General features: G+C 28.1%; 16 protein-coding genes. 15 read left to right on the top strand and 1 reads right to left on the bottom strand.

Features of this window, described 5'->3' with window-relative positions:
• The first annotated feature begins 259 nt into the window (after nt 1-259).
• Together brnQ (ACYUDJ_RS06740) and brnQ (ACYUDJ_RS06735) are read left to right on the top strand one after the other, a co-directional pair.
• The gene (brnQ, locus tag ACYUDJ_RS06740; protein ID WP_003488980.1) at nt 260-1,573 is read left to right on the top strand and encodes a branched-chain amino acid transport system II carrier protein; all 1,314 of its coding nucleotides are present in this window, start codon (nt 260-262) and stop codon (nt 1,571-1,573) included.
• 150 nt (nt 1,574-1,723) lie between these two features.
• Nucleotides 1,724-3,037, top strand: coding sequence for a branched-chain amino acid transport system II carrier protein (brnQ, locus tag ACYUDJ_RS06735; protein WP_003488982.1), 1,314 nt, complete (start codon nt 1,724-1,726; stop codon nt 3,035-3,037).
• Between the two features lie 352 nt (nt 3,038-3,389).
• Here the strand turns inward: brnQ (ACYUDJ_RS06735) and ACYUDJ_RS06730 are convergent, their stop codons facing one another.
• Nucleotides 3,390-5,867 carry an ABC transporter substrate-binding protein gene (locus ACYUDJ_RS06730; RefSeq protein WP_003488984.1) on the bottom strand — a complete coding sequence of 826 codons (2,478 nt, stop codon included), beginning with the start codon at nt 5,865-5,867 and terminating at the stop codon, nt 3,390-3,392.
• Nucleotides 5,868-6,088: 221 nt separating this feature from the next.
• On the opposite strand from ACYUDJ_RS06730, the gene ACYUDJ_RS06725 reads away from it, so the two are divergent.
• The 13 genes from ACYUDJ_RS06725 (at nt 6,089) to folP (ending at nt 18,351) form a co-directional block, all read left to right on the top strand.
• Nucleotides 6,089-6,325 carry a FeoA family protein gene (locus tag ACYUDJ_RS06725; RefSeq protein WP_003488986.1) on the top strand — a complete coding sequence of 79 codons (237 nt, stop codon included), beginning with the start codon at nt 6,089-6,091 and terminating at the stop codon, nt 6,323-6,325.
• Nucleotides 6,326-6,356: 31 nt separating this feature from the next.
• Nucleotides 6,357-7,133, top strand: coding sequence for a FeoB small GTPase domain-containing protein (locus ACYUDJ_RS06720; protein WP_042386290.1), 777 nt, complete (start codon nt 6,357-6,359; stop codon nt 7,131-7,133).
• 1 nt (nt 7,134) lies between these two features.
• The gene (locus tag ACYUDJ_RS06715; protein ID WP_043031589.1) at nt 7,135-8,658 is read left to right on the top strand and encodes a nucleoside recognition domain-containing protein; all 1,524 of its coding nucleotides are present in this window, start codon (nt 7,135-7,137) and stop codon (nt 8,656-8,658) included.
• Nucleotides 8,659-9,152: 494 nt separating this feature from the next.
• Nucleotides 9,153-9,767 carry an alpha-ribazole phosphatase gene (cobC, locus tag ACYUDJ_RS06710; RefSeq protein WP_043031591.1) on the top strand — a complete coding sequence of 205 codons (615 nt, stop codon included), beginning with the start codon at nt 9,153-9,155 and terminating at the stop codon, nt 9,765-9,767.
• Between the two features lie 272 nt (nt 9,768-10,039).
• A complete protein-coding gene (locus tag ACYUDJ_RS06705) occupies nt 10,040-11,596 on the top strand; it encodes a VanW family protein (RefSeq protein WP_043031593.1) in 1,557 nt (518 codons plus the stop codon).
• 220 nt (nt 11,597-11,816) lie between these two features.
• Nucleotides 11,817-12,563, top strand: a complete 747-nt coding sequence (gene cobS / locus ACYUDJ_RS06700; RefSeq protein ID WP_043031595.1) for an adenosylcobinamide-GDP ribazoletransferase — start codon at nt 11,817-11,819, stop codon at nt 12,561-12,563.
• A gap of 25 nt (nt 12,564-12,588) precedes the next feature.
• Nucleotides 12,589-13,374 carry an AIR synthase related protein gene (locus ACYUDJ_RS06695; RefSeq protein WP_043031597.1) on the top strand — a complete coding sequence of 262 codons (786 nt, stop codon included), beginning with the start codon at nt 12,589-12,591 and terminating at the stop codon, nt 13,372-13,374.
• Between the two features lie 210 nt (nt 13,375-13,584).
• Nucleotides 13,585-13,863, top strand: coding sequence for a DUF4491 family protein (locus ACYUDJ_RS06690; protein ID WP_080333491.1), 279 nt, complete (start codon nt 13,585-13,587; stop codon nt 13,861-13,863).
• A 133-nt stretch (nt 13,864-13,996) separates the two neighbouring features.
• Nucleotides 13,997-14,179 (top strand): hypothetical protein, encoded by a 183-nt coding sequence (locus ACYUDJ_RS06685; RefSeq protein ID WP_003489003.1) that lies wholly within the window; start codon nt 13,997-13,999, stop codon nt 14,177-14,179.
• A 17-nt stretch (nt 14,180-14,196) separates the two neighbouring features.
• Nucleotides 14,197-14,445 carry a spore coat protein gene (locus ACYUDJ_RS06680; protein WP_043031602.1) on the top strand — a complete coding sequence of 83 codons (249 nt, stop codon included), beginning with the start codon at nt 14,197-14,199 and terminating at the stop codon, nt 14,443-14,445.
• A gap of 543 nt (nt 14,446-14,988) precedes the next feature.
• Nucleotides 14,989-16,341, top strand: coding sequence for a polysaccharide deacetylase family protein (locus ACYUDJ_RS06675; RefSeq protein ID WP_043031603.1), 1,353 nt, complete (start codon nt 14,989-14,991; stop codon nt 16,339-16,341).
• 225 nt (nt 16,342-16,566) lie between these two features.
• The gene (gene queD / locus ACYUDJ_RS06670) at nt 16,567-16,920 is read left to right on the top strand and encodes a 6-carboxytetrahydropterin synthase QueD (protein WP_003489008.1); all 354 of its coding nucleotides are present in this window, start codon (nt 16,567-16,569) and stop codon (nt 16,918-16,920) included.
• 243 nt (nt 16,921-17,163) lie between these two features.
• On the top strand, nt 17,164-18,351 hold the full coding sequence (folP, locus tag ACYUDJ_RS06665) for a dihydropteroate synthase (protein ID WP_162266809.1): 1,188 nt from the start codon (nt 17,164-17,166) through the stop codon (nt 18,349-18,351).
• Nucleotides 18,352-18,424 lie beyond the last annotated feature (73 nt).

The following is an 18,424-nucleotide window of genomic DNA, read 5'->3' as shown; positions in this document are numbered from 1 at the left end:
AGATAATACATATATCTAAAAATTCCAAAAATTTAGTAAATATAATAAATTGCATAAAAAGTGCGATAAAAATATAACAATATCTAATGATAAAAGAATAAAACAGCAGAAAATAGGATCTATATTGAATAAATGAATGCTAGGATTATTAAATTAAGAATAAAATTAAAATTTCAGAATTTATTAAATTTTGAAAATTAGAATATTATGATATAATAACTAATAAAATTATATCAAATTTGAATTAAGGGGGACTAAAATGAAGAAAACATCAGCAAAAGATTTCATAGTTATTGGTTTTGCACTTTTCGCAATGTTTTTCGGGGCAGGCAACTTAATCTTTCCACCTTTTATGGGAAAATTAGTAGGGGATCAGGCACCAGCAGCAATTATAGGTTTTTTAATTACCGGAGTAGGTTTGCCATTAACTGGTATAATAGCCTGTGCTAAAATAAATGGGACATTTTCAGATATATCAGGAAGAGTAGGAAAGATGTTTGCTATTATATCTACAACAGCATTAATATTAGCTATAGGACCTATGCTTGCTATACCAAGAACAGCAGCTACAACTTATGAATTAGCAATACATCCGATATTTCCAGGTGTAGCTCCATTTGTAGCAGTTATAATTTATTTTGTTATCTGTTTAGCCTTTGTATTAAGACCATCAGGAATAGTTGATAGTATAGGTAAAGTTTTGACACCAGCTTTATTGGTTATGTTAGCAATTATAATAATTAAAGGATTAGTTTCTCCGCTAGGACCTACTATATCAACTGGATTTAAAGGGGCTTTTTCAAAATCTTTACTTGAAGGATATCAAACAATGGATGCTATGGCATCAGTAATATTTGCATCAATAATAATAACAGCTGTAAGAGCAAAGGGATATACAGAGAAAAAAGATATTGTGAGTCTTACTATAAAATCAGGAATTGTGGCTGCAGTAGGATTAGCTTTTGTTTATGGAGGACTTATGATTTTAGGAAGTCATACTTCACAAGTAATTCCTGGAGAAATAGGAAGATCAGCCCTAGTTGTTGAGATAGTTAGTAGACTTTTAGGTAATGCAGGTACAGTTATATTAGGATTAGCAGTTGGCCTTGCCTGTCTTACAACAGCAATTGGACTTATATCCACAGGAGCAGAATATTTTAGCAGTTTAACTAATGGTAAAGTATCTTATAATGCTTTTGCAATTATTATAAGTGGAGTAAGTGCATTACTTGGAACAGGTGGAGTTGATAAAATAGTTAAATTCTCAGTTCCAGTATTACAAGTTTTATATCCAATAGTAATAGTTTTAATAGCAATAACTTTAGCAGGTAAAGCTGTAAAAAATAATACCGTTGTAAGAATTACTGTTTATACTACATTAGTAGTAAGTTTCATAGATACAATAAATATATTAACAGGTGGTAATGTAGCTTTTATAAAAGGCATTTTAGGAATTATACCACTTTCTAATGTTGGTTTTTCATGGTTACTTCCATCAGTTATAGCATTTATAATAGGTACAGTAGCCTTTGGAAAGAAACAAGATGAAAATCCCAATATAGCAGATGCTTAATTTAATATAAGAAAAAACACCTTGTTGTAAAACAATAAGGTGTTTTTTTATTTTTTTGTTAAAGTTTCAGAATTTAATCAATTTTCCCAATAATCTTAATATAATATAGTGATTAATAAAATCATATTGAATTAGGATTGAGGGGGTAAAATGAAAAAAAAATCATCAAAGGATTTCATAGTTATTGGTTTTGCACTTTTTGCAATGTTTTTTGGGGCTGGAAACTTAATATTTCCGCCTTTTATTGGAAATTTAGTAGGGGACAAGGCCCCTGTAGCTATCATTGGTTTTTTGATTACTGGAGTAGGTTTACCATTGAGTGCTATAATAGCCTGTGCTAAAATCAATGGTACATTTTCAGATATATCAGGAAGAGTAGGAAAACACTTTAGTGTTATATCTACAACAGCTTTGATATTAGCTATAGGACCTATGCTTTGTATACCAAGAACAGCAGCTACTACTTATGAATTAACAGTACAGCCACTATTTCCATCTATAGGTCCATTAGTATCAGCTATAATTTACTTTGCTATTTGTTTGGCCTTTGTATTAAGACCATCAGGAATAGTTGACAGTATAGGTAAAGTTTTAACACCCTGTTTATTAGTTATGTTAGCAATTATAATAATAAAGGGATTAGTTTTACCACTAGGGCCTGTTGTTAATACTAATTTTAAAGGAGCATTTTCAACATCTTTACTTGAAGGCTATCAAACAATGGATACTATGGGGTCAGTAATATATGCATCAATAATTTTAGCATCTGTAAGAAGTAAGGGGTATACAGATGAAAAAGATGTAATAAGTGTTACTATAAAATCAGGTTTGGTTGCTATAGTAGGATTGGGTTTGGTTTATGGTGGACTTATGATTCTAGGGAGTCAAACTTCACAAATAATCTCTGGAGAAATAGGAAGAACCGCTTTAGTTATTGAAATAGTTAAAAGAGATCTAGGAAATGCAGGAACATTTATATTAGGAATAGCTGTTGGACTTGCATGTCTTACTACAGCTATTGGGCTTTTATCTACAGGAGCAGAATACCTTAGTAAATTAACTAAGGGGAAAGTATCCTATAATGCTTTTGCAATTATTATAAGTTTAGTAAGTGGGATATTAGGAATAGGTGGGGTTGATAAGATAATTAAATTCTCAGTTCCAATATTACAAATTTTATATCCAATAGTAATTGTATTAATAGTAATAACTTTATTAGGTAAAGCTGTTAAAAATGATAGTGTAGTAAAATTTACTGTTTATATTACATTAATAGTAAGTGTAATAGATACAATGAATACATTAACAGGTGAGAAGGTGGCTTTTATAAAAGGTATTTTAGAAATTATACCTCTTTCCGGTGTTGGGTTCGCATGGCTAATTCCAGCAATTATAGCATTTATAATAGGTACAATAGCCTTTGGAAATAAAAAAGAAAAAATTCCACAAGCAGTGGATTGTTAATATAATATAAGGAAAGTGCGACGCACTTTTCAGAGTACAGATTATAGAGTACAGAGAACAGATGTGGATGATTTTGTTTCGATTCTCTACACAAAATCTTTAATTATAATTATTCTACTAAGTTAATTATTAATTTTATATAGAGTAATCTTAAAAATCTTCTTCATTAGAGGAGTATAACTAAAAAAATATATAAAAGCCACTGATTACATTAAGTTTATATAAAAACTAACTGAAATTAGTGGCTTTATATATTAAATTTGTTTGCTAACGCAAATAGTTTTGAATGCAATTTAAATTCGTATAAAGATTATGAAAAGTACAATTTTAGGATAGTACAACCATTTGATATTTAATTTTTTATTATATCCTCATATTTGAAAAGTCCTAAAGGATTAGCCTTTAATCCGAGTATATTATTTTGTACCGCTATAGCTAGTTTAGGATGATATAAAAATATCCAGGGAACATCCTCTACTATAATTTCTTGTATTTCTTCATATAATTTTTTCCTTTTTTCAGGATTTATTAAATTCTTAGCTATTTGTAATTTTTCGTTTACTATTTTATTATCATATCTAGATATGTTAGATACATTGTTTATATTAAATAATGGCTCTAAGAAATTATCAGGATCTCCAGAATCAGCGCACCATCTGCTTATAGCCATATCACATTTTAAAATATTATCTAAGTTTAGGTATTCAGAAGAATCTACTTCTTTTACAACACAGTTTATGCCTATACTTTCTAGATCCTCTAATACATATTCTGTTATTTTAGAAAATAAAGAATCCTTTTCTTTTCGCACTAGTATATTTAATTTATCTCGAGACCTATTAAAATCACTTCTAGAGAGAATTTCTTTGGCTTTAGATTTATTATAGGAAAAACCTTTTAGTTTATTATTGGGTATTATGCTTGGAGGAAAAGGTCCTTTTGCTTCAACGCCTAATCCACCTAATAAACCCTTTATTATTCTATCCTTATCTATAGCTAAGTTAAGAGCATATCTTATATTTTTATCCTTAGAAAATATGGAGTTAGATTCCATATTAAAACTAGCATAGTAAGTCGCTAGTAGATCCTGTTCTATAAGATTTATATTTTTATTAGAACATAAAGCTGTATATTCCTTTTCATCATTTAAAGTTAATACATCTAAATGCTTATTTAAGAAATCATCTATAGGAGATTCAGATTTAAAATTAATATTTATAATATCAATATAAGGAGCTCCATTAAAATATTCTTCGAAGGCCTTTAGTTTGCATCCTTCATCATTAAATTCAGATAGTTTATAAGGGCCACATCCTACTACATTGCCATGATTTATAGAATCCTTATTTATTATGGCGCAAAGTTCTAATCCAAGGTTTAATAAAAATCCACTATAGGAATAGGATAAAGTTAAAGAAATTCTATATTTATCTAATATTTTAATACCAGAAACATGATTTACCATGCCCTTTTTAAAATCTTCAGATCCTTCTATAATTTCTAGTAGCCAATCATTAGGAGAGTCAAGTTTAGGATCTAAAAGTCTTTCTAATGAAAATTTTACATCTTCAGAGGTAACTTCTTTACCATTATGAAATTTTATTCCTTTTTTAAGATTAAAGACCCAAGTAAGGTTATCATTTTCTAAGTACCAACTTTTAGCTACTCCAGGGGATATTTCTCCATAGGAGTTTATGGTTAAAAGACCTATATGTATATTATTTAATAGAAAACTACTATTAAAGTCATAACTTAAGGCAGGATCTAAATATAGAGGCTTGTCAATATAAGTATTTAATATTATATTGTTTTCTTTAGAATCAATTTCTATTTTATTTAAAAGATTATTACTAATATATTTTAAGTTTTGTGAAACCTCAGATAAATCCTTTAAAGAAGTTTTGGTATATTGAGTATTTAAAGAAGCTAATTCCACTATAAACATTAACTTTTCAGAAGTAGTATTCATCTCTTCAGTAGAGCTTATAACGTTTTCTAAATGGCCTATTTGTTTTGTAATAGCATCATTAATCTCTTCAGACACAGTGGTACTAGTTTTTATAGAAGATATTATGCTGTTGAAGGTTTCCATAGTTTTATTAGCTATTTCAGTACCTTCTTTTACTTTATTCATAGTTTCATTTATAGCCTTTATAGCATTGTCTATACTAATATTTATTTCTTTTATATTATTTCCTATAAAATCAACGGAATCCATACTTCTTTCTGCTAGTTTTTTTACTTCCTGGGCAACTACTGCAAAGCCTTTACCAGCTTCACCGGCTCTTGCAGCTTCAATAGAGGCATTTAAAGATAATAAATTAGTATTGTTTGCTATGTCTTTTATTACATCTAGCATATTGTTAATATCTAAAGCTTTAGTACTTAAATCCTTTACTACGGTTTTGGAATATAACATAGATCCTTCTATTTCTTTCATAGCCTCTATAGAATTTAAAGCAGCCCCGTTACCTTCCTTAGCAACTTCCATAGTATTTTCCGATATTTGTTTTGAGTTTTCTGTGCTAGAAAAAACCTCCTCTGCTATGGCAGAATAGTTACTTATCTCACCTGTAACTTTGGAGATAGAATCCATTTCCATTTCTACATAATTAGATATATCCTTTGTTATTTTAATTAATAATTCCGTAACAGAATCTGTTTCTATTATTTTTTTATCAAGTTTTTCTACTATTTTTTTTTGATTATTAGTTAGAACTTTTAAGTTATCTTCATAGATTGTAATATCACAGGGCTTTTCTATACTTTTTTCATTTAAGCTATTAATATTTTTATCTATGGAAGATTTTTTGAATTTTAAATTAAACATTTTAATCCCCCTATAAAATAATAATTACTACTACATTTTAACCTATTTAAATAATTTGTTAAAGCATGAAAAATATTCATTTAAATATAATTTTTAAAACATTTAATAAAAATTGTATCATAAACCATTGGCAAAGAAAATTACTATATTAACTTTCAGTAACAATAATATTACAAATTTCATAGCATAAATACATAGAGTTATATATAGGAGATGATAATGTGGCAGAAAACTATAAATTGTCGGAGGTACCAGTAGGTAAAACTTGCAAAGTAAAAGAATTAAAAGTAAAAGAATTATTAAAACAAAGGATTCTAGATCTAGGTATGGTGCCCAATACAGAAATTTATGTTTTAAGAAGAAGTCCTTGGGGAGATCCTACAGCTTATTTAATAAGAGATACCTGTATAGCCCTTAGAAAAGAGGAGGGAGATAAAATAATAGTTACTATGAATTAAATTTTAAAAGTCTAAAGAGAGGATGATGGTTATGGGATTAACCTATACTTCAGGTAAAAAAGAGGCTTTAAAAGATCTCTTTAATGTGGAAAAAGATAATAAAAATGATATTATAGTAGCTTTAGCCGGTAATCCTAATACAGGAAAAAGTACGGTTTTTAATGCATTAACAGGGTTACATCAACATACAGGAAATTGGCCAGGAAAGACAGTAACCAATGCTCAGGGAAAATATAATCATAAGGAAAGAGACTTTATAGTAGTTGATTTACCTGGCACCTATTCACTGCTTGCCAGTTCTGTAGAGGAACAGGTAGCGAGGGATTTTATTTGTTTTGGAAAACCAGATGTGGTGGTTGTGGTAGTAGATGCTACTTCCGTAGAAAGAAATTTAAATTTGCTTCTTCAAATATTAGAAATTACTCCTAAAGTAGTGGTTTCCTTAAATTTAATGGATGAAGCCAAAAAGAAAGAAATTAAAATTGATGTAAATAAACTAAGAAGTGAATTAGGGGTACCTGTTGTACCAACCGTTGCAAGAAGCAATAAAGGAATATATGAATTAAAGGATAATGTCTATAACTTAGCTTTAGGAAATATAAGGACTAATCCAGTTAAAGTAGAATATAGCAATGAAATAGAGTGTGAAATAAAAAAAATAAGTTCCTTATTAGAAAAAGTATTTCCCAGGGAAATATCCTTACAGTGGTTAGCTTTAAGATTATTAGATGGTGATGAGTCTATTTTAAATTCTATAAGTAAGTATTTAAATTATGATATAAAAAGTGCTTTAATAAAGGGGGATTAAGGTGAAGAAATTAGATAAGGATGAGGGGAGAAAAAATACTGAAACTAGGGTGAACATAAAACATTATAGCAGTAAAGATTATAAAAAATATAAATTAAAAGTGCCAAAGGTTAAAAATAATATAGATGTAGAACATAGTATTAAAGATAAAAATTTAAATAAGATTTTCAAGAATATAGAAAATTTTAGAGAAAATTATAATGAAAAAATAAGAGATGAAATAGTAAAAAGTATATACAATAAGGCAGAAGAAATTGCAGGTAACTCTGTTAAAAAGAATAGAGAAAAACTTTTAGCCCAACAAAAGATAGATGATATAGTAACTTCTAAAATTACGGGAATCCCCATTATGCTTTTACTTTTGGCGGGAGTTTTATGGATAACTATAGAAGGAGCTAATGTGCCTTCAGAGCTTTTAGCTAAAATGTTTTTTTTCATAGAATATAAGCTTACAGAATTTTTTAATTATGTAAATGCACCTTCATGGCTTCATGGTATCTTAGTTTTAGGAATATATAGAACTTTAGCTTGGGTTATATCTGTAATGTTACCACCTATGGCAATCTTTTTCCCTATATTTACTCTATTAGAGGATGCAGGCTACCTTCCAAGAATAGCTTTTAATTTAGATCATGCTTTTAAGAAGGCTTGTGCCCATGGGAAACAAGCTTTAACCATGTGCATGGGATTTGGTTGTAATGCAGCTGGTGTTATTGCTTGTAGAATAATAGAATCACCAAGGGAAAGATTAATAGCTATTTTAACTAATAACTTTGTACCTTGTAATGGTAGATTTCCTACGTTAATAGCACTTTCTATGATTTTTGTTGGATTAAAATTTGAAGGTTCTGGAGGAAGTAGTTTTATAGCAACTCTTATGATAGTTCTTCTTGTACTTATAGGAGTAGGAATAACCTTATTGGTTTCTTATATATTATCAAAAACATTGCTAAAGGGAGTTCCATCATCCTTCACATTAGAATTACCACCCTATAGAAAGCCCCAAATAGGAAGGGTAATATATACATCAATCATAGATAGAACTATTTTTGTATTAATGAGGGCCGTAGTAGTGGCAGCACCAGCGGGAGCTATAATATATATATTAGGAAATATAACTGTAGGAGATAGTACTATATTGGTTCAAGTGGCTAATGCTTTAGATCCTTTTAGTAAGGCTATTGGATTAGATGGATTTATACTCTTAGCCTTTATATTAGGACTCCCAGCTAATGAAATAGTGCTACCAATACTAATAATGTCCTATCTATCTAAGGGAGCTATGATAGATTTTGAAAGTTTAGAGCAGCTAAGAAACATACTGATTTCAAATGGGTGGACTTACTTAACTTTATTAAATACTATGTTATTTTCCCTCCTACATTTCCCTTGTGGAACCACTATATGGACTATAAAAAAAGAAACAGGAAGTACAAAATGGACTATATTTTCAGTAATAATGCCTACAGTAATAGCTATAGTAGTATGCTTCTTCACAACTCAAATTTACAATTTAATAGTATAAGATTTAAAGGTAAGTATATAGTTTATTTTTTATGGGAGTTACTTTAGATAAGTCTTTTTATTAGTTATACTAGTAAGTAACAGCTTAGTTATTAAAGGATTTATTTTATATAAGTTCTTTTAGATTTAGCACTAGTATAGGATTTGTCTTTAAGTAAACTCCTATTTAAGTTAAGAATCATTCTATAATTTTTTTGTTTTATTTATATATAAAAATAAGACCTTTGTTTTAGCAAATAATAAAAGTTGCTAAAACAAAGGTCTTGCTCCAAGATTTCTGTAACATTCTTGCACCAAACCGGGTTATAAAAACCAGCATGTCGATTGGATGAACAAAGCCTAAAGCTTTGACGAGCTACTCCCCTTTATTTTTATAAAAGCAATTATTCATTTATTTATATATTAATAGGTTATGATATACTTAGAAAAATGTTACAATTAAAATAGATTTAATTGTAAAGGCGCAAATATAAAAAACTAGATTAGGAGAGAAATATGAATATATATTTAGTAAGACATGGAGAAACGGAGCAAAACAAAAGAAAAAATTTTTATGGTAAATTAGATGTGGGATTAAATGAAAAGGGAGAAGAGCAAAGCTATAAAGTAGGAGAAATTTTAAAGAATGTAGATTTCAATAAAATTTATATAAGTGATAGAAAAAGAACTAAGGAAACTGCAGAAAGAATTTTAGAGAGAAACAAATTATATAAAAAAGAAAAAAATATTATTTATAAAGAAGAGAGAATAAATGAATTAGACTTTGGTATTTTTGAAGGTAAATCCTATGAGGAGATAGGCTTTTTATATCCAAAAGAACAAGAGAGATGGGAAAAGGATTGGAAAAACTTTGCTCCTCCCAAGGGTGAAAGTGCAGTGGAATTTTATAGTAGAGTAGAAAACTTTATGGAACATATACGAAAAGAAGAGGATGAAAACTATTTAATAGTTACCCATGGAGGAGTAATAAGAATGATATATAGTTATATACTTCAAAATAATATGGATTTTTACTGGAATTTTGCTTCAAGAAATGGAGATATAACATTAATTAAATATGAGTATGAAAACTTATTTATAGATTACATATTACCTACAAAGTTAATTTGAGATTAGTACTATGTGAAAGTAGTTTCTTCTTTACAGGTCTTTTGAGTAAAGGTAAAATTATTTATGAGAATACCATCTTTCTTAATTTTTGTTTGTCCGATGACTACCCGCTCTAATACTCCTATCTTCTTCAAAGTGGGAGTAAAGAGCGGCTATGTCCCTGGATAACGATTTCTAAGCTTTAGTGGGAGTAAAAACTCCATCTGAAGCCAAGAACTCTGTTTATAAGAAATCTAGGTAATTAATAAATGTAAGTTGAAGAGGTGATGCTTATGGTAGAAAAAAGTAGTAAAAAATTTGACAAAAGGAAAATTATAATTAGTGTAATTATAACAGGTGTCATCTTATTAGGAGTTATAGCTATATGTACAAGCTATATGCAAAGGTCTGTAAAAAAATATAGCACTTTATTTTATCCCGGAACCAGAATTGAAAATGTGAATGTATCAGGAAAAACATTAGAAGAAGCTAAAAAGCTTTTAAAAGAGCAGTATGTAGACAAACTACCTTCTAAAAAATTAGTAGTAAAGGCAGAAGGCAAGAGCTATCCATTTGAATTTTCTAAGTTAAATGTGAAGTACAATTTGGACAAAGCATTGGATAAAGCTTTTAACTATGGAAAAAACCTAAATATTCTTAGTCAGTATAAAATCATAGTACATCCAGATGATAAATGCATTAGTGCAGGACTTTCTTATGATAAAGAAGTGGTGAAAAAGTTTATAGATGGTATAGCCAAGGAGGTTAACAAAGATCCAATTAATGCAGCTGTAAGCAGTACAGCTGGAAAAGTTAGCTTGGTTAAACATAGGGCTGGAAAAAAATTAGATAGTGATAAACTTCAAAAAGACATAAACAATAGTATGAATGGGGACGCTAGTAAAGACGTTGTAGTCCAAGCTCCTATAGAAGAAGTTAAACCTAAGGTAACTACAGATAAAATTTCATCTATAAATACTTTAATATCTACATTTCATACAGAGTATGGGGGAATATCTTCACAAGAGAGAGCTAACAATATTGAAGTATGTACTAAGAGTATAAATGGTACTGTATTAATGCCGGGAGAAACCTTTAGTTTTAATCAAGTAGTAGGAGAAAGAACAGAGCAAAGAGGGTATCAATCTGGGCCAGTTATAGTAGGAAATCAAGTGGAGTCAGGATTAGGTGGAGGAATTTGTCAGGTATCATCAACATTATATAATACTATTTTATTAGGCAACATAAATGCTACGGAAAGAATGCACCATACGATGCCATCAAGTTATGTACCACTTGGAATGGATGCTACTGTAGATTGGGGAAATATAGATTATAAATTTAAAAATACTTTTTCATATCCTATTTATATTGAAGGAATTGCTGATGGAAGCAGCATAATATTTAATTTATATTCTAATTCAGAATTGAAGAAAAGAACTTATTCTATTTGGAATGAAGTTTACAATACTATAAATGCTAATATGAAAACTGAAGATGATCCTAATCTTCCAGAAGGAAAACAAGAGATTGTACAAAATGCATACACAGGATATAAAGTAAGAGTTTATAAAAATATCTTAGAAAACGGCAAAGTAGTAGGTAAGGAACTTGTTTCTGATGATTTTTATAGACCAATAGAAGGATTAGCAAAAGTAGGACCTAAAAAACCAGCTTCTAAACCAGCGGAACCGAAAAAAGATGATCCTAAACCAACTCCTAAACCAGAAGAACCGAAAAAAGATGATCCTAAAGCTAAACCAAATGAAACTAATGACAAAGAGAAGGATAAAGAAAAAGATAAAGATAAACCTACACAAGAAACTCCTAAAGAAGATACAAAAAAATAACACAATAAAAAGTCTATAAATAGATAAGTATGTAGTGAGAATAGCTATATGCTGTTAGTGTAAAATTACTGTAGGATATTTTTGAACAAAAAATAGAAAAAGAGACACCCTTTCCATAATATGTTAAGTGATGAAATAGAACATAGAAAGGGTGTCTCTCATAAATTTTTGTTTGTACGAAATTCAAGTAATTAATAATAAATATAAGAGAGGTGAAAGTATGGAAAATGTGTTAAATGATTTTTTATTAATGATTCAGTTTTTTACTCGTATACCTATAAATAAGAACTTACAGTGTGAAAAGGTGAATTTTAGAAGAGGAGCTTTTTTTCTTCCTGTAGTAGCTTCTATTATAGGTGGAATGGAGTTTTTAATATATTTAGGCCTCAAAAATTTTTTACCACCTAATGTAATAATAGTGTTATTGCTTTTATTTACAGCTATGATTACTGGTGGACTTCATATGGATGGATTAGCAGATACCTGTGATGGTTTTTTTTCTTTAAGAGATAAAGAAAGAATAATAGAAATTATGAAAGACAGTAGAATAGGATCCTATGGAACCATAGCATTGATAATTGATTTATTATTAAAATACCAACTCCTATATTCTTTAGTTTTAAAGGGATACAGTATAGCTATACTGTTAGCCCCCATCATAGGAAGAATTAGCATTTTATTTTTATGTTTATCTAAAAGGACAGCGAAAAAAAATGGTTCAGGGAATATATTTATAGGAAATATGTGCAAACCCATAATATTTTCTATTACTATCATAGTATTAATAATAAGTACATATTTTTTAGGATTAAAAGCTACAATAATTCCCTTTATAGGAGTGTTGTTAATAACTTATTTATTATACTTATTATGTTTAAATAAAATAAATGGACTTACAGGGGATACCTTAGGGGCTTGCAATGAACTAGGTGAAATAACCTATTTATTAATTTTATTAATGATGTAAATTTATGTGAGAGGAGATTGGTCTTATGGAGATAAAAAAGGTAAGAGATTTAACATTAATTTCCTTGACTCAGGATAAAACTTTAGTTGTGGCCTGTGATAGTTCAGGAAGTATTGGTCCTAAAAAGAATGATATATTAAAAATACCAGCTTTTTATACAGGCAAGTTCGCTATTAGGGTAGGTATTTTAGAGGTTATGTGTACAGGAGCAGAAATTGTAACAGTTACTAATGCGGTATGTTGTGAAATGAATCCTACAGGAAAGGAAATAATAGATGGGATAAAAGGTGAGTTAAAAAGAGCTGGCATTGATGAAGTGGTTTTAACAGGGAGTACTGAGGAAAATTTTACAACTTTTTCCACAGGTGTGGGGATAACTGTTTTAGGTATAGTGGATAATTCTGTAATAAAAGTTAACAGTGTGAATAACTTTGGAGACAATAATGAAAAACATAATAAGTTTGATGAGGATGATGTTTTGCTAATATCTGTGGGAATACCTAAGTTAGGAAAAGAGATTAATATTTATGATGATAAGGAAATAGTTGATTATGTGGATATAAAGATATTACTAGAAAACCCTAAAGTACATGAAATTGTGCCAGTGGGATCTAAAGGAATATTGTATGAAGGAGAGGTTCTAGCTAAAAATAATAATTTAAAACTAAAATTAGAAGAAAATATACCTATAGATATTAAAAAATCTAATGGTCCAGCAACTACGGTAATAGCAGCAATACATAAAGAAGAATGTGAAAACATAAGATCAAAAATAAATAATGTAAATATAATAGGAAAATTAGAGAGATAGATTTATTTTTAATTCCGTCATATTAAGAATTACTAAAGCTTATTCATATGTTTATCACTTGTATTTTTTATTTTGCTATATTAAAATTAAATCTATTTTAATACACTTTGTTTATAATTTTAAAGTGTATAGAAATTTCATAGCATTGTTTATAAATATATGAAAATAAGGTAAAATGCTATGTATTATATATAAAGGAGAGATAATATTATGAATTTTACAGGAATAATTATGGGGTTATTTATGTTATTTTTTACTGGGATAGGACATGTTATTGTAATAAAAGGAGAGTATCACTTTGGAATTAAGATTTGGCCAGGTTTTTTAATATTAGGCATAGGACTTATAGTTTTGTCATTAACTATAGATAATGTTTATTTGTCAGGTGGTTTAGGTATAGGAGGACTTACTTTTTTATGGGGAATATTAGAGTTGTTTCAACAAAAGGAAAGAGTAAAAAAAGGATGGTTCCCTAAAAAAGAAAAATAAATTTTAAAAGAAAAATATTTTGAAATTGGTTTTATATGGATGAAAGTGAAATTATATACATCATATTTTTAGAATATATATTTTTAAAAAGTTAAAACTACTACTGTAATATTTGAAAAGGAGTTGTTTTAAAATGCAATTAACTGAATTAGAACTTCAAAATTTAAGACATTTAATAGGTAGTCATGAAACTGCATGTAACAAATTAAACGCGTATGCTCAGCAAGCACAGGATCAACAAATAAAACAAATGTTCCAAAAATCAGCACAGGATGCTCAAAATACAAAACAAAAATTAATGTCTTTTTTAGGATAGTTTAAGGAGGTATAATCATGCAAGATAAAGATATGATGAATGATACGCTATCAATGTTAAAGGCTAGTTTAACAGGATATTCTACTACAATTTCTGAAACAGATAATCAACAATTAAGACAAGAGATTCAACAAATGAGAAATAGTTGTGAAACAAGTCAATATGATTTTTATAATGTAGCAAAACAAAAAGGTTTCTACAAACCAGCAGCACAAGCTTCACAACAACAAATTCAAACAGTTAAAAGCCAAGTAAGTGGTTCATAAAATTATAGTTTAAATTAATAAGATAAATAATGATTTATAAAATTTGGTTAAAACTAATAGACCAAATAAATGGCTTATAAAATATAAGCGAAGGTAGCAGGGATGCTTGCTTCTTTGCGATAGAATTAAAAAAGTATAGGCGAAGGTAGTAGGGATGCTTACTTCTGTGCGATAGAATTAAGAAAGTATAGGCGAAGGTAATAGGGATGCTTATTTCTTTGCCAAAAGATTAGAAAAACACTATCAAAATAAATAATGCCATTTTTAGCATTATTAAAAAATTTTGATAGTGTTTTTTGCAATTTCAATTATTAATTAAACTTGTAAACAATTTGTAACTAAAAACATTAAGTGTTTTATTATAAAATAAAATTATGGAAAAATTTAAAAATATAATATATTACTTTTTTAAAGGGGAAGATATATTAAGGCTAATTTGTTATATAGAATTAAGTTCTGTATAAAGATCACATAATCTAAAACTAATGAGTGTATATTATAATTTTTATGTTTTACTTTATAACATCTTAAGGAGAATGCGATATGAAAAAAATTAAAATTTCAATACTTGTTTTATTTTGTGTTTTAATAGGGTCTACTAATTTTTTAATAGGATGTAAAAATAATAAAGCACAGGTTACACAAAACAGTAGAAAAGATGAACAAAAGATAAAAGAAGAAAAATATTCTAAGTTTTCAGGGCTAAACCTAAGCAAGACGGATATTAAGCTAAAATATAAGGGTGAAATATTAAATTTAAAATTACCAATATATATGGATAAAAACAGATACTATGTTCCAGTTAATAATGTTTTAGATAAAATTAACGTGAATTATACAATAAAACAGGGAAAGGCTCATGTAGAAAATGGTGATAAAAAGATAGATATAGATAAAAACTTAGCTAATATTTCAGGAGAAAAATATAAGCTTAGAAAAGATGTAATTTTAAAAGAAGATATAATGTATATGTCTTTCTTTGATTTTAATAAAATAATGGGATTAAAAGCAAATTGGAATGAAAGTGAAAAAACAATAAGTTTATACAAAAATAAAGAACAAGAAAAAATAGAGAATAATAAAAACAAGGATTCTAAAATAAAACCAGCTTTTGTAAGACTTGAGGATATAACATCTAATCAAAGATATAAAACTCCAGAGGCATTAGAAAAATTAAGAGTAATATCAGATTATCTATATTCTAAAAAAATACCTTTTCATGTAGCATGGGTTCCAAGATATTTAGATCCTAAAAATAATATAGATGATGATGCATCTAGAGATTTTAATATACATAATGCTAACTTTGTATATACTTTAGATTATTTTATCGATAGAGGAGGCATTATAGGACTTCATGGATACACTCATCAATCAGGAGCAGAAGTAAGTATAGATGGTATAGAATTTGATGAAACAAGAAATAACGATGAATCTATTATAAGAGAAAGAGTTCAAAAAGCTATTCAATGTGCAAAAGTTCTAGATATACCTGTAGGATTTTTTGAAAGTGCTCATTATTCAGCCACAAATGAAGAAACTAAGATAATAGAACAATATTTTAATTATATGTATGATCCACCTAAATTTGCATCTATGGGTAACATAGCTAAAAGAAAATCACAGGGTAAAACTGTTACTTATATACCAACACCATTAGATTATGTTGATGGTGTAAAACATGCAGATAAAGTTATAGAAAAGATTAATAACTTAGATGAAGGTACATTAGGTAGTTTTTTCTATCATCCTAGCATAGAATCCAGCTTTATAAAATTTAAAAATAATAAGGATGGATCAGTAGAATATACTTATGAAGACAATTCACCTTTAAAAAAGATAGTAGAAGCCTTTGAACAAAATAATTATGAGTTTAAGAAAATAACAGAGATTTAGTTATAAAAAAGAGTTTCCTATTTGTAGATTTTTTCTATTATAGGAGATTCTTTTTTATTAATATAGTGTATTTTTTGATATACTATATGTTAAATGTATTTATTACAATGTTCAGTAGATTTAATATTTCATCTTTTTACAAAGATGTAGATAACAGTGGTAATTATTCAAAAATTCCACTAAATTTAAGAATTGATTAAAACAAGTGAAGGGAAGTTGTATAATATGATACTTATTAAAAAATTTAAATTTGATGCAGCACACAATTTAATACATTACCATGGAAAATGTGAAAGACTTCATGGACATACATATGGTCTAGTAATAAAGATTTCAGGAGAACCAGATAAGGAAGATATGGTAATAGATTTTACAGAGCTTAAAGCTATAGTAAAAGAAAATGTATTGGATATATTAGATCATGCTTATATAAACGAAATAATAAAACAACCAACAGCAGAAAATATAGCAGTATGGATATGGGATAAACTATACACAAAATTAAAAAGAGACAATTGCAGCTTATATGAAATAGAAGTTTGGGAAACAGAAACTAGCGGAGTGGTTTATAGCGGATAATAATAAAGAATTTATAAAATAATTATATTGTGTATGAAATAAATAAGATTAGCTATTAAAGATAAATAATATATTAAAAAAATTATTTGTCTTTAATAAGATTATATAATAAGGTGAATGGAATTAGTAAGCATATACAAACTTAATATTGGTTTACTTTGATATTTTACCAATTGTAAAGCATTTTTATATAACATACTTTAAATTAAATATAATATTTTATTATAAAAAAGGGGATTAAAAATGATTATAGAATTAAATAAAAATAGTTTCCCAGAAGAGCTTAGTAAAATAGAAGTACATGAAGGTAGTATAAATATATTTATGAATAAAAATAGCATTACTCCTTTAAAAATTTTTAATGTATTAGCTCCTGCAGCCAATATAATAAAACAGGAACTAATGGCTTTAGGTGGAGATTGTGCCATAAATAAATATTGTGTAAATTGCAAAGTGGAAACTTCAGATATAATTTTATTAGGAACAGATAGACAATACAAAAAATTATTAGCAAAACTTAAATATATGACTTTTTTTAGAATACAAGAAATAGTAGTGGAGTTAGAAAACTATATTAAAAATAATGGAGCTGTTAGAACAATTTTAAAAGATGGAAGAGAAATAAATTATGAAAATTTAAAGGTTATGGGAATTATAAATTGTACTCCAGATTCTTTTTATGAGGGTTCTAGAAAAAATTCTATAGAAGAAGCTTTAAAAACAGCAGAAAAGATGTTAAAAGAAGGGGCAGAAATTTTAGATATAGGTGGAGAATCCACACGACCAGGCTCTGACCCAGTAGATGAAGAGGAAGAAATAAAAAGAGTAGTTCCTGTTATAAAAGAAATAAAAAATAGATTTAAGGATGTTATAATTTCTATAGATACTTACAGAGCTAATACTGCAAAAGCTGCAATAAAGGCAGGGGCGGATATAGTAAATGATATAAGTGCTATGAAGTATGATGAAAATATGGTTAAAGTAGTTAAAGAATACAATGTGCCTGTAATACTTATGCACGTAAAAGGAAAACCAAAGGATATGCAAATAGATCCAGTTTATAAAGATTTAATGAAAGAAATTCATCTTTATTTTAATGAGAGGATAGATTATTGCAAATCTCATGGCATAACAGAGGATAAAATAATATTAGATCCAGGCATAGGCTTTGGAAAAACTGTAGAGCATAATCTAAAAATAATGAACAGAATAGAAGAACTAAAAAGCTTTAATCTTCCAGTACTTTTAGCAGCCTCAAGAAAAGCCACCATAGGAAAAGTTTTAGGAAGCTTACCTACAGAAGAAAGGCTAGAAGGAACCATAGCTTTATCTTGTTTAGCTGTAGATGCAGGACTTCAAATGGTGAGAGTACATGATGTAAAAGAAAATATAAGAGCCATAAGAATGCTAGAAGCTGTAAGAAAAATATAAATTATTTTAAAGATATATATAAATATATTTTAAAATCTAAAAAATATAATGAAAATTAAATTATAATTTAAAT

The organism is Clostridium sp. CTA-6 (genome assembly GCF_054768115.1).
This window is presented reverse-complemented; position numbering and strand designations above follow the sequence as displayed.